At 66.0% G+C, this 12,798-nt stretch carries 11 protein-coding genes; 6 read left to right on the top strand and 5 right to left on the bottom strand.

Annotated features, from left to right (window positions below; all coding sequences use genetic code 11):
* The first annotated feature begins 20 nt into the window (after positions 1-20).
* From IPM18_16410 to IPM18_16385, 6 genes are all read left to right on the top strand, one after another.
* A complete protein-coding gene (locus IPM18_16410; protein ID MBK9121165.1) occupies positions 21-827 on the top strand; it encodes a phytanoyl-CoA dioxygenase family protein in 807 nt (268 codons plus the stop codon).
* An 87-nt stretch (positions 828-914) separates the two neighbouring features.
* Positions 915-1,790, top strand: coding sequence for a DMT family transporter (locus IPM18_16405; protein ID MBK9121164.1), 876 nt, complete (start codon positions 915-917; stop codon positions 1,788-1,790).
* 223 nt (positions 1,791-2,013) lie between these two features.
* Positions 2,014-3,204: a hypothetical protein gene (locus tag IPM18_16400; GenBank protein ID MBK9121163.1), complete on the top strand. Its 1,191-nt coding sequence runs from the start codon at positions 2,014-2,016 to the stop codon at positions 3,202-3,204.
* Positions 3,205-3,218: 14 nt separating this feature from the next.
* Positions 3,219-4,637 (top strand): hypothetical protein, encoded by a 1,419-nt coding sequence (locus tag IPM18_16395; protein ID MBK9121162.1) that lies wholly within the window; start codon positions 3,219-3,221, stop codon positions 4,635-4,637.
* 39 nt (positions 4,638-4,676) lie between these two features.
* Entirely contained in the window at positions 4,677-6,098 is a 1,422-nt protein-coding gene (locus IPM18_16390) for a hypothetical protein (protein MBK9121161.1), read from the top strand.
* A gap of 205 nt (positions 6,099-6,303) precedes the next feature.
* Positions 6,304-7,149, top strand: coding sequence for an ABC transporter ATP-binding protein (locus IPM18_16385; protein MBK9121160.1), 846 nt, complete (start codon positions 6,304-6,306; stop codon positions 7,147-7,149).
* 20 nt (positions 7,150-7,169) lie between these two features.
* Here IPM18_16385 and IPM18_16380 read toward each other — a convergent pair whose 3' ends face one another.
* The 5 genes from IPM18_16380 to IPM18_16360 all read right to left on the bottom strand — a co-directional run bounded on the left by IPM18_16380 (position 7,170) and on the right by IPM18_16360 (position 12,670).
* The gene (locus IPM18_16380; protein ID MBK9121159.1) at positions 7,170-8,150 is read right to left on the bottom strand and encodes an alpha-ketoacid dehydrogenase subunit beta; all 981 of its coding nucleotides are present in this window, start codon (positions 8,148-8,150) and stop codon (positions 7,170-7,172) included.
* Positions 8,151-8,177: 27 nt separating this feature from the next.
* Entirely contained in the window at positions 8,178-9,290 is a 1,113-nt protein-coding gene (gene pdhA / locus IPM18_16375; protein MBK9121158.1) for a pyruvate dehydrogenase (acetyl-transferring) E1 component subunit alpha, read from the bottom strand.
* Positions 9,291-9,628: 338 nt separating this feature from the next.
* Positions 9,629-10,588 (bottom strand): hydroxyacid dehydrogenase, encoded by a 960-nt coding sequence (locus tag IPM18_16370; GenBank protein ID MBK9121157.1) that lies wholly within the window; start codon positions 10,586-10,588, stop codon positions 9,629-9,631.
* A gap of 145 nt (positions 10,589-10,733) precedes the next feature.
* On the bottom strand, positions 10,734-12,002 hold the full coding sequence (locus IPM18_16365) for a diguanylate cyclase (protein ID MBK9121156.1): 1,269 nt from the start codon (positions 12,000-12,002) through the stop codon (positions 10,734-10,736).
* A gap of 62 nt (positions 12,003-12,064) precedes the next feature.
* Positions 12,065-12,670 (bottom strand): hypothetical protein, encoded by a 606-nt coding sequence (locus tag IPM18_16360; protein MBK9121155.1) that lies wholly within the window; start codon positions 12,668-12,670, stop codon positions 12,065-12,067.
* Positions 12,671-12,798: the final 128 nt, after the last annotated feature.

Here is a 12,798-nt window from a genome sequence, read left to right as displayed (position 1 = left end):
ATGATGTCGAGTGTCTTCGCATGAGTCTGTCAGCCGAGCAACTTGCGGCCTTCCTGTGCGACGGGTACGTCGCCGTACCAGGTTTCTTCACGCCGCGCGAAACCGCCGCCATGCAGGCCGAGGTCCAACGCTTCATGGCGGGCGGACTGCTACGGAATGTCGCGACAGCCGGTGACGGGCGAACACCCGCGAAGCAACGGAATCTGCAGCTCTGCCACATGTACATGCACAGTCGGCTTTTCCGCGCGCTGCCTTTCCATCCCCGCGTGCAGGCCGCTGTCACCGCGCTCATTGGGGACCCGTACCTGCTCCAGCTCGATCAGATTTTCCTGAAGCCGGGCGGTGACGGCACCGGCACCAATTGGCACCAGGACAACGCCTACTTCGGGATCTCCGACCCGACCAAGGGTACGGCCATGTGGGTCGCCATCGACGATGCAACCGTGGCGAACGGCACCTTGCACGTGCTCCCCGGCCGCTTCCGCGAGGCCCTACCGCACTCTCGCGATCCCTTCAGCGATCATCACATCCGCTGCTATCCACCAGAGGAGCGGGCCGTCGCGATGGAAGTGCCGGCCGGCAGCGCGGTGTTCTTCCTTTACGGCGTCCCGCATTGCACTCTCGGCAACCACACCGACCGCGACCGCGCCGCCGTCGCCTTCCACTTTGTTCGCACCGATTTCGCCCTTCCCGAACTCCTGACCCCCGATCGCACCTACCACCCACACCTCACCGGGCCGCAGGCCACGGGTGGCCGCACGGAGTATGGCGAAACGATCGCCGGCACCTGGGAGGATGAGGTCCACCGCTGCCTGCCTCCGCGTTAGGGCGATGGGGGCACCGCGCGGGGTGGATGCGACGGCGGATCGGGTAGGATGCCCGGCACACCGTAGCCCTCGAATCGGATGCGCACCATGCTGCACACGGTTTCTCTGCGCGGACTGTTCGCCATCGTCGTGTGGGGCGCCTCGTTCGTTGGTACCCGGATCGCACTGGAGGCGGTGACACCGAACGGCATCGTGGTGCTGCGACTACTGGCGGGGGCCGGCCTGCTGGGGCTGCTGCTGCTGGTACGGCGCGAACGGTTGGCGCTGCCGCGGGCCGACGTGCCGACCGTCGCATTTCTGGGGGTGGTGCTGGCGGCGCACATGCTGCTTCAAGCGGTCGGACTGCTGTACACGACAGCCATCAACACGGGCTGGATCATCGGTTTCTTTCCGGTGACGATCGCACTGGGCGCCCACTGGCTCGGACAGCAGCGGCTCGCGTCGGGCGGCTGGGCGGGCGTAGCGCTGGGGGCGCTGGGCGTGCTTCTGATCGTAGTGCAGAAGCCGCCGGACTTCGCCCAGGCGCGCTTCGGCGATGCGCTGCAACTCACCGCGTGCCTGACGTGGACGGCGTACACGCTGGCTGGTCGCGGTGCCATCGCACGCAGCGGGGCGCTGCGCGTGACGGCGTGGTCGCTGCTGCTGGCCGCGGGCCTGTCGCTGGCGCTCGTGCCGTGGACGGGGATCTGCGTAGTGTGGCCCCTCCCGACGCAGGTGTGGGTCGCACTGGCTTTCCTCGGGTTCGTGTGCAGCGGGATGGCCTACTACCTTTGGTTCGCGGCGTCGCATGTGTACGGACCGACCCGGCTGGCGGCACTGCTCTACCTGGAGCCCTTCTCGACGCTGGCGGTCTCGCTGTGGCTGCTGGGAGAACCGGTGTTGCCGACGGCGCTGGCGGGTGGAGCGTGCGTGTTGCTGGGAGTGTGGTTGGTGAATCGGGCGGCACGGTCGCCGGGGGCCTGAGCGGTGGAAAAGTCGCAGCGCTGGAACGCCGCCACCGGCTTCCTGTGGGTTGCGGAGATAACCGGCAGGCCCCCCTGATAACCCTTTTCCGGCGGACCGCGCCGACAAACTTCGACATTCCGTGGGAACTTTTCGGCTGGGCGAGCGACTAAGGCGGTATCACGGCGCTGCGGCAGATCCCGCCGGAAGATCGGCGCCTCAGGACTCGTAATAGGAGAATCCCGTGCGCAACCAAGTCCCGTTTCTCGGCGCGCTGGCCCTGCTCGGGGCCGTGGGCGGCGCCTTCGTACCTTGGGCGGCCGGAGGTGTGAAGCTGATCACCCTGCCAGTGCGCGAGCGGGTGGTTGTGCAACTTGATCACATGAATGTCACGCTAGTCGAAGAGGAGCGGATCGTGCCGCTATCGGCCGGCTTGAACGAGGTCGTGTTCGCATGGACGAACACGAGTGTCGACGCAGAGGCGATCCAATTCCGCTGCCTGACCGATCCGGACCACATCAAGGTGCTCTCGGTGGCGTACCCGCCGAACGAGGCGTCGCTGCGGTGGGCGGTCTACGCACCGGAGGCGACGTCGGCGCGCGTGCGGATCACCTACCCGATCCACGGGCTCGCCAAGTCGTACGCCTACCGGGCGGAGGCGGCCGGCGACGAGCAGACACTCACGCTGCGGCAGTACATCGACCTGCACAACCAGGCCAACGAGGCCTTCGGTTTCGCCGGTATGTGGACGGGCTACGGCGAGCGGTTCGAGCGGCCGATCGACCGGGCCGAGACGCGCCAGGTGCTGGCGGCGCGGTACGACGGCGTGGCGATCGAGAAGGCCTACACGGCCGACCTGGCAGCGTTCGGCATGCTCGACCCGGCGCTTCAGCAGCTCCTCGTGCCAATGCACTACGTGCTGCATAACACGGATGCCGGGGGGCTCGGTCAGAGCCCGTTGCCGCGCGGGAAGGCGCGGCTGTTCCAGGATGATGGACGCGGGGGGCGGGCATTCCTCGGCGAGGACTGGGCGAACTTCACGCCACGCGACGACGAGCTGCGGCTGTACCTGGGCGTCGCAAAGGACGTGGTCGTCAAGCGGACGATCGCGCGGCGCGAGGCGCAGCGGGTCGCGGGGAATCTGCATCATTATGACGTGGTGGTGCAGTATGAGATCGAGAACTTCAAGGATTCGCCGGTGACGCTCGACCTCGTGGAGACCGTGTCCGCGCTGCGGCGCGAGATCGGTCTCGGCACCGACCGCGAGGCCGAGTGGGAACTCGGTCCGGATGGCACGGTCAACGACCTGCGCCACGAGGACAAGACCACCGCGGATCGCGTCGCGTTCCGCCTGCCACTGCCGGCGCGTGAGGGGAACGAAGCGGCGCAGAAGGTGACGCATAAGGTCCACATCCGGCTGTTGAACGAGTGGTAAGGAGGAACGGTTCCATGATGCGATTCGATATGCGGCCGGTTGCGGTCCCCGTGGCGCTCTTCCTGCTGGCATCGGCCGCGGCGCAGACGAGCAACATCGACCTTTCGACGATCCCGCCGCGGGACACGGTGCAGCTCACGATCTACAACAGCGAAGACCTGACGCTGGTGCGTGAGACCCGGCGGGTGACGTTCAAGCCGGGGATGAACCCGCTGCAATTCTCGTGGGCGAACACGCTGATCGACCCGAGCAGCGTCGAGCTGCGCTTCCGCACGCACGCGGATGCACTCGAGCTGGTCGATACGGTTTTCCCGCACGACAAGCCGCAGATGCTCTACTGGAACGTGCGGAGCGCGTTCGACGGCGACGCGGAGGTCGAGATCAGCTACTTCACGAGCGGCATCTCGTGGAGCGCCGACTACGTGCTCATCACGGACGCGGCCGAGGAGCGGATGCGCGTCGAGAGCTACGTGACGATCCGCAACCACTCCGGCGAGGATTACGCGGACGCGGAGATCCGGCTCGTGGTGGGGACGATCAACCTCGTCGAGAAGATCGCGGAGTTGGCGCGGCGGGGGATGATTACCGAGACCGAGCGCCACATGGTACTCGGACGAGAGAGGGCGACAGAAGAGCGCGCCAGGCAGATTCGCGGCGCAGTGGTGATCGATGCCCTCGGACTGGCCGACGCAGCCGCGGAGCGCAAGGAGATCGTGAAGGAAGGTCTGTCGGAGTACTTCCTCTACACGATCGAAGGCACGGAGACGGTGCCGAACGGCTGGGCAAAGCGGATCGTGTCCTTCGACGCGACTCAGGTCCCATTCGCGATCAAGTACCGCTATCGCCCGCAGGAATACGGCGACTACCTCGCCCGCATCTTCCTGCTGCGCAACGACGAGAAGAGCAAGCTCGGCACGACGCCGCTCCCGGACGGAATCGTGCGGGTCTTTCGCGAGAACGCGGACGGTACGCTCTCGTTCGTCGTGCAGGTCTCGACACCCTACATCCCGATCGGGCAGGAAATCGTGCTGAACACGGGCGTCGACCCGGAAGTAATCCACGAGCTGATCCGGCTGCGGACGTGGCGCGACAGGTTCTGGTTCAAGCGGCACGGAATCGACGTGTACTACAGCCCGGAGGAGGGGCACAGGATCGAGGTGCGGGACACGGTGGCCGGCTGGCAGGAGCACCGCCTCTTCGCCGACCGTATCCGCAACTACCGCAACAAGCCCGTCGAAGTCGAAATCCGGCGTGTGTTCGATGGCGATGTGACCTTCATCAGCGGGCTGGAGCCCAAGCTGCACGACTACCGCACGGTGCAGTTCTCGACGGCGATCGCAGCGGGGGAGAAACGCGACCTGCAGTACCACGTTCTGATGCGAATGGGATACCTGGCGAAGCAGAACCGGGTCGAATTGAGCGCCGAGGAGTAGCACGTGCGATGGAATGGCAATAGCAAAGGGATTTCAGTGATGACATCTGTGTGGATGCGGACACCCACGGCGGCCAGTCTGGCACTCTCCCTCGTTGCCAGCGTTCTCGGGCAGACGAGCAACATCGACCTTTCGACGATCCCGCCGCGGGACACGGTGCAGCTCACGATCTACAACAGCGAAGACCTGACGCTGGTGCGTGAGACCCGGCGGGTGACGTTCAAGCCGGGGATGAACCCGCTGCAATTCTCGTGGGCGAACACGCTGATCGACCCGAGCAGCGTCGAGCTGCGCTTCCGCACGCACGCGGATGCACTCGAGCTGGTCGATACGGTTTTCCCGCACGACAAGCCGCAGATGCTCTACTGGAACGTGCGGAGCGCGTTCGACGGCGACGCGGAGGTCGAGATCAGCTACTTCACGAGCGGCATCTCGTGGAACGCCGACTACGTGCTGATCACGGACGCGGCCGAGGAGCGGATGCGCGTCGAGAGCTACGTGACGATCCGCAACCACTCCGGCGAGGATTACGCGGACGCGGAGATCCGGCTCGTGGTGGGGACGATCAACCTCGTCGAGAAGATCGCGGAGTTGGCGCGGCGGGGGATCATTTCTTGGATGGATGCGGATGCGGCCAGTAGGCCGATGACCGAGCTTCTGGGTGGTGGGAGGCAGATTCGCATCGGAGTGGTTGTAGATGCCCTGGGACGGGCCGACGAGGCCCGCGAGCGCAAGGAGATCGTGAAGGAAGGTCTGTCGGAGTACTTCCTCTACACGATCGAAGGCACGGAGACTGTTCCGAACGGCTGGGCCAAGCGGATCGTGTCCTTCGACGCGACTCAGGTCCCATTCGCGATCAAGTACCGCTACCGCCCGCAGGAGTACGGGGACTATCTCGCCCGCATCTTCCTGCTGCGCAACGACGAGAAGAGCAAGCTCGGCACGACCCCGTTGCCGGATGGGATCGTGCGGGTCTTCCGTGAGAACACGGACAGCACGCTGTCGTTCGTCATGCAGGTTTCGACGCCGTACATCCCGATCGGACAGGAGATCGTGCTCAACACCGGCGCCGATCCGGAAGTGCTCCACGAGCTGGTCCGGTTGCGGACCTGGCGTGACAAGTTCTGGTTCAAGCGCCAGGGCTTCGACTTGTACTACAGCCCGGAGGAAGGGCACAGGATCGAGGTGCGGGATACGTTGGCCGGCTGGCAGGAGCACCGACTCTTCGCCGACCGTATCCGCAACTACCGCAACAAGCCCGTCGAAGTCGAAATCCGGCGGGCGTTCGACGGCGATGTCAGCTTCAGCAGCAGTCTGGCTCCGACACTGCAAGACTACCGCACGGTGCAATTCTCGACGGTGATCGCGGCGGGGGAGAAACGCGACCTGAAGTACCACGTTCTGATGCGAATGGGACACCTGGCGAAGCAGAACCGGGTCGAATTGAGCGCGGGCGAGTAGACCGGGACACCCTGAAGTGGTCGGCAGACCGCCGGGTATTCACTGAGGCCAAGCCCTGGATAGGACGCTGGCCTGGTGGGCGGGCACTGCGCCGATTGGTGGACGGTAACGCACAGCGCGGGTATATCGGTCGGCCGAACCTGTGCCGTGGCCGTGGGCGGAGTGTTTCACGCACCACTCGCCGCGGCCACCGCGGAACCGCGCCATGCTGCGACTCGAACACGTTCGCAAGACCTTCGGCACCCTCGTGGCCGTCGATGACCTTTCGCTGGAAATTCAGCCGGGCGAGATTTTCGGCCTGCTGGGCCCGAACGGGGCGGGCAAGACGACGACGGTCAACATGGGAATCGGGCTGCTGGCTCCCGACGCGGGGCGGGTTGAACTGGTCGGCTACGGAGCGCCGACGGTCCCGGCGGTGCGGGCCCGGCTGGGTGTGGCACCGCAATCGCTCGCGCTCTACGAGGAACTGACGGGTGAGCAGAACCTCGCATTCTTCGGCGAGCTCTACGGACTCCGCGGGCGGATGCTGGCCGAGCGCGTGCACCAGGCCTTGGATTTCGTCGAGTTGTACGAGCGGCGCAGCGACCAGGTGCGCAAATACTCCGGCGGGATGAAGCGGCGGCTGAACCTGGCCGCGGCCATCGTGCACCGGCCGGCACTCCTGATCTGCGATGAGCCGACGGTGGGTGTCGATCCCCAGTCTCGGAACGCCATCCTCGAAAACATCCTCGCGCTGCGGGCGGACGGCTGCACCGTGATCTATACGACCCACTACATGGAAGAGGCGCAGCGGGTGTGCGACCGTGTGGCGATTGTGGACCATGGCCGGCTACTCGCACTCGACACCGTGTCGGCACTGATCGCGCAGCACTGCGGGGCTGACTTCGTGCTGGCCGAAACGGCCGAGGGCGAGCAGCGCATCGAGACGGACGACCCGGTCGCAACGCTCGGGGAGTTGCAGCGGGCCGGCAAACTGCGCCGGTTCCGGGTCTACCGGCCCGATCTCGAAAGCGTGTTCCTGAAATTAACGGGGCGCACCCTGCGCGACTAGCCGCCCAGGCCGGCGGCGGCTCAGAAACGGACGGTCTCCACGGTGGCCTGGACCACGCGACCGGCGTCCGGCAGGTAAGTCAGCTCGTTCGCGAAGTACGGTATGATCGTGTCAAAGCCGGTGACACGGCGGATCGGTGCTTGCAGGTACATCAAGCTGTCTTCGACGATGCGGGCGATAATCTCACCACCGACGCCGCAGTGCCGCGGCGCCTCGTGCACCACCACAGCGCGACCGGTCCGCTTGACCGAGTTGTTCACCGTATCGCTGTCGAGCGGGGCAACACTCAGGAGGTCGATCACCTCGGCGTCGATCTCGTGCTCTTCCGCCAGCGTCTCGGTCGCTTCCAGCACCACGCGGACCATGGCGCCGTACGTCACGATCGTGACATCGCGCCCCGGCCGGGCCACGACGGCGCGGCCGATGGGCATCGATTCGGGGACTTCGGGCACCTCCTCCCGAAAGGCCCGGTAGACCGCCTTGGGTTCGAAGAAGATGACCGGATCGGGATCGAGGATGGCTGCCCGCAGCAGCGCGCGCGCGTTGCGCGGACCCGAAGCGATGACGACCTTCAAACCGGCGAGGTGTGCATACGTGGCTTCGGGGGCCTCGCTGTGATGTTCGATGGCGCGGATTCCACCGCCATAGGGCATGCGCACCACGAGGGGGCACACCAGGCGGCCGCGGGTGCGGCTGCGGTAGCGGCGCAGGTGATTCTCGACCTGGTGAAAGGCCTGGAAGGAAAAGCCGTCGAACTGCAGTTCACAAATCGGTTTGAAACCGGCAAAGGCAAGGCCGATGCCGCCACCGATGATGGCCGACTCCGCGAGCGGTGTATCCATGCAGCGGTTGGGGCCGAATTCCTTGAGGAGACCGTCGGTCACACGGAAGACGCCGCCGTCCTGCCCCACATCCTGGCCGAGGACCAGCACGTCGGGATTCTCGCGCATGGCTTCGAGTAACGCGAGATTGAGGGCCTGCACCATGGTGCGCTGGGGCATCGGGGCCACCTCGGAAAGCGGCCGCGGTCAGACGCGCGACAAGTCGCGCGGCGCGGCGGGGGTATTGCGAGACGCAAGGTACGCCCGGAGTTCGGCTTTCTGGGCGGCGAGCTCGGGCGTCAACTCGGCGAACATGAAGTCGAAGAAAGCAAGCGGGTCCGCGCCGTGCTCCTCGTAGATGCGCGTGGCCTCGTCCAACTCGGCGACGATCTCCTCCTCGATGAGCTTCTCGGCCTTGGGGGTGAGCACACCCTTGTGGAGGAGATAGGTGCGGAAGCGCGTCAGCGGATCGCGCGGCTCCCAGCACTGCACCTCCTCGTCCAGGCGGTAGCGCTTGGGATCATCGGCGGTGGTATGCACACTGAGGCGGTAGGTTACGGCCTCAATCAGCGTGGGGCCACCGCCGGTGCGGGCCTTGGTGACGGCCTCGCGCGTGGCGACGATCACGGCGAGCAGGTCGTTACCGTCGATGTAGAGGGCATCGAAGCCGTAGGCGACGGCCTTCTGCGCGATGGTGGGTGAGGCGGTCTGCTGACTGCGCGGAATCGAGATCGCCCAGTGGTTATTCTGCACGACGGTGATCAGCGGCAGGTTGTAGACCCCGGCGAAGTTGAGCGCTTCGTGAAAATCACCTTCGGACGTGGCGCCGTCACCGCAGAAAGTCACGCAGACACGGCCTGCGCCGCGGAGCTTGCAGCCCCACGCGATGCCCATGCCGTGCAGGCACTGCGAGGCGATCGGGACGCAAACGGGGAGGTCCCGCACACCGGCCGGTACTTCATTGCCGGCTTCGTGGCCGCCCCAGTAGAGCATCCAGGAGTGCATGGGCCAGCCACGCCAAAGCATACCGGCGGGTTCGCGGAAAGCCGGCACGAACCAGTCGTCGGGGTCGAGCGCGTAAGCGACACCGAGCGAGGCCGCCTCCTGTCCCTTGCTGGGACCATAAGTCCCCATGCGCCCTTGACGCTGGAGCATGAGACAGCGCTCATCCATACGACGCGAGGTGAGCATGGTCTTGTAAAGGCGGCGCAGGTCAACATCACTGATGTCGGGCTCGAGCGCAGCATCCACGGTCCCATCCGCAGCGAGAATCGCAAGCGACTCGACGCGTTGCGTGATTTTGACGGCTTCGCGCGGCACGTGGACTCCTCACGCAGCGACGGGTTCGCGGGGCCGAGGACGCACGGTGTGTTCGGCTTGGCGATTGTAGCCCTGTCCCGAAAGCGGAACAAGACAACATGCGATCAAGCGCGCTGGATGAACCGTTCCAGTGTGACCGACCCGCGGACAAGTCGCGTAACAGACCGGTCAAAAGCGCTCTGCTTTGACCCGACAGAACTGTCCGGAATGGCCAGTGGCGCGCCCCTGCGTACGTGTGACAGCGGCGCGCTGACCCTGCACAAGGTACACCGCTGCCAGCCCACGCGCGCACACCACGCCCGCGCGCCGCTTGCAGTTCCCCACGGACTGCCTCCGGGTCACGGGTTGACGCAATTCAGTACGGTGCCACTCTCACGGTACGCACGCACGATCCGCACCGTCTCCTCGGCGACGGCGCGCTGCGCCTGCTCGGTCGATGCCCCAATGTGATGGGTGCCGTAGAGATTCGGTACATCGGCGAGCGGAGAGTGGATCTCCCGCGCTTCGGCCGTCGGCTCGTTCTCATAGACATCCACGGCGGCTGCACGCAACCGGCCGGCACGCAGCGCCGTGATGAGCGCCGATTCATCGACGACCGAGGCGCGGCTCGTGTTCACCAGCACCGCATGCGGCTGCATCAGCGCGAGCCGCTCGGAATTGACGAGGTGCTGCGTGTCGCCAGTGCCGGGCACATGCATCGTCAGGAAATCGGCGCGCCGAAAGATCTCTTCCACGCTCGCCGGCTGTACGGCCGGATGGTCCACGGGCCGCAGCTCGGGTACGACATCGTAATAGAGGATGTTCATTTCAAACGCGAGCGCACGCCGCGCTACTTCGGATCCGATGCGCCCGCAGCCGAGGATGCCCAGCGTGCTGCCTTTCAGGCCGCGCGCCCGGCTGTACTCTTTCTTGTTCCAACGGTGTGCGTGCAGGTCGGTGTTGTTGTCAGGAATGCGGCGATCCAGGGCGATCAGCAACCCGATGACCAGTTCGGCCACCGCCACGGCATTCATCCCCGGGCAGTTCGCCACTTTGATGCCCTGTTCAGTCGCCGCCGCGACATCAATGGTGTCAAACCCCGAACCCGCCCGGATGACGAGCTTGAGTTGCGGAGCGGCAGAGAGATGCGCGTGCGTCACTTTGGTCGAGCGCACGATCAGCACTTCCGGGCCGAAGGCGGCGAGTCGCGCCACCAGTGTCGCATCCTTGAGCTCCGGCTCGCAGGCGACCTCCGCTCCGAGCGCCTGCAATGCTGCCACCCCGAAATCCTCGAACTTGTCGGCAATCAGGATCTTCATCCCGGGCATCTCCTCAATCCCACCACGGGCCGGTCATTCGTCACCGGCGCCGGCGCGGCTGACGGGTAGTATAAGGCCACCGCCATAACCGGGCGCGGGCGCGGAAGCTCTCCGGTTGCGGGAAAACGTGCCCCCAGGAGAGCGGCTAGGCAGCGGGCCCCTGCGGCTCTGCGAGCGTGATCTGATCCTTGCCGCCGCGCTTCCCTTCCAGCAGTGCGCGATCAGCCGCGGCCACAAGTTCCGCGCGGGTCTGTCCATCCCACGGGTAGCAGGCCAGGCCGCCGCTGATCGTCACCACCCCGGGGGAATGCGGTCCGAGGCACGCAAAGGCGTGCTGGCGCAGCACATCGCGGAAACGCTCGGCCACCGCAACGGCCGCACTGGGATGCTGTGAGCCGGGCAGCCGGGGCGGTGCGCTGTCCCACAAAATCAGCGCGAACTCGTCGCCACCGTAGCGGGCCACCACGTCCGGCGCGCGTGAACAACGCAGCAGGAGCTGCGCAACTTCACGCAGCACCGTATCGCCAACGGCATGTCCGAGCGTATCGTTGTACGATTTGAAGTCATCGATATCGAAGAGCACCACGGTCACGCGCAGCCGCTCCGTGCCGGCGCGTTCGAGCAGTTCTTCGAGCGTTCGATCGAAATAGCGGCGATTGTGCAGCCCGGTCAGGTCGTCGCGCCAGGCCAGTTCCTGCCACCGTTCCTGTTCAGCCGCCTGCGCCAAAATCACCTCGGTCAGGCGCGCATAATGTCCGAAATGTGCAGCATCCGCGGTGTGGTAGGCGGTCCCGTTGGCGCGCGGTCCCAATTGCAGCGCCCCGCGCACCTCCCCTTGCCGTCGCAGGGGTTCGTGCAGCGCAGCCGCACCCACCTGCCCATCCACCGCACCCAGGTCGTCGAGTTCGAGTTGCGCCCACACGGCACCGAACGCCTTGCGGAGCAAAGCTACCAGGCGCTGCGCCGTCGCCTGTGGCCCGGCTGTGAGGTGCTGCAGCACTTCTCCCAGCTCCACCAGCTCGTCCAGACTGGGTACGGCGGGTGCAGGTGGCACCAGGCGACGCGGCGGGGCAACGCCAAAGGCGGCGGCCACGTCCTCCGGACGCAACGGGGCGAGAATGTAGTCATCGGCCCCAGCTCGGAGCGCCTCCCGCGCGCGGGGTTCTTCAGCCGGATCACAGGCGACGACGATGCGCAGATTCGGAGTGATCTCCCGCAAAGCCCGCACGGCCCGCAGAACTCCACGCCCCGCCTCAAGCGCGATCAGGACCCCTTCAACGGGTGTGTGCCCGGCACACCACAAGCCCGCCAGTGGCGCCGGCGCATGCACGGTCTCATGCCGCGGGAGCGCGCGGGTTACATCTCCCGCGAGCGCGGACGAGCCGATCACCAGAATGCGCGCGCGTGGCGCCATGCTCCCAACCCTCTGCTTCTCTCCGCGCCAGCCGCGCGCATCACTGGGACAGAAATGCACGGTCAGCGCTGCTCCTGCGGCCCGAGCAGAGCCGCTAATTCTTCCGCGGTCAGCAAGGCACGCGGCGGTGCGGCGGGGGCAATCCGCAACCCGGCCGGAGCCGGACGGTCGTCGACCGCTGGCCGGGCCGGTCGAAAGGTCGGCAGGCCGGGAGGCGCGGCCAAGGGGGTACGCGGGGCCTCCGGCGCTGCCATCGTTCCCCCCCCGGCAGGCGAAGGCCCGAGGGTGCGCGCCAGGCGTTCGTAGACCTCGGCGGGGTCCAGCCGCAGCCAAGCCGCCAATTCCACGGCGCCGCAACAGGTGGTCACCAGCGGCAACACGTCGGGAACCGGCGCATCGCGCGCTTCCCCGTAGACGACAATGCCGACCGGCGGCCACGTCTGCCGCAGGTAAGTCACGATCTGGTGCTCGTCCACTGCAAGCCAGTCGGTCCCCACAAAAGCGAGGTCGGGGATCTCGCGAAACTCACGGAGCAACATTACACACGCGGCGTAGGCATCATCGCACGCGCGGACAGCGAGGCCGTGACGTGCCAGCCATTGATCCACCTCGGCGGTCGCACTCCGCTGCCCAGTCCGAATGTGAATGGCGCTGCGGACGGTTGTCACCGATGGCGTCCAGGATGCGAGGGTCGTCACTCGTGCCGCGCTCGAGACCTTGTCCGCAGATTGTACTCAACCGCGTAGAATACTGTCAAAAACCATCGGTGGCACGGCGCGTCAGCAAGGCGCTGCGT

The organism is Phycisphaerales bacterium, assembly GCA_016716475.1.
Lineage (GTDB): Bacteria > Planctomycetota > Phycisphaerae > UBA1845 > Fen-1342 > JADJWG01.
This window is presented reverse-complemented; position numbering and strand designations above follow the sequence as displayed.

Bases quoted from the DNA above. Each gene is read 5' to 3' on its own strand.
- IPM18_16380 (MBK9121159.1), bottom strand. From the start codon at position 8,150: ATGCCCCAGCGCACCATGGTGCAGGCCCTCAATCTCGCGTTACTCGAA.
- IPM18_16390 (MBK9121161.1), top strand. From the start codon at position 4,677: ATGACATCTGTGTGGATGCGGACACCCACGGCGGCCAGTCTGGCACTC.
- IPM18_16365 (MBK9121156.1), bottom strand. From the start codon at position 12,002: ATGGCGCCACGCGCGCGCATTCTGGTGATCGGCTCGTCCGCGCTCGCG.
- IPM18_16395 (MBK9121162.1), top strand. From the start codon at position 3,219: ATGATGCGATTCGATATGCGGCCGGTTGCGGTCCCCGTGGCGCTCTTC.
- IPM18_16405 (MBK9121164.1), top strand. From the start codon at position 915: ATGCTGCACACGGTTTCTCTGCGCGGACTGTTCGCCATCGTCGTGTGG.
- IPM18_16385 (MBK9121160.1), top strand. From the start codon at position 6,304: ATGCTGCGACTCGAACACGTTCGCAAGACCTTCGGCACCCTCGTGGCC.
- IPM18_16410 (MBK9121165.1), top strand. From the start codon at position 21: ATGAGTCTGTCAGCCGAGCAACTTGCGGCCTTCCTGTGCGACGGGTAC.
- IPM18_16370 (MBK9121157.1), bottom strand. From the start codon at position 10,588: ATGAAGATCCTGATTGCCGACAAGTTCGAGGATTTCGGGGTGGCAGCA.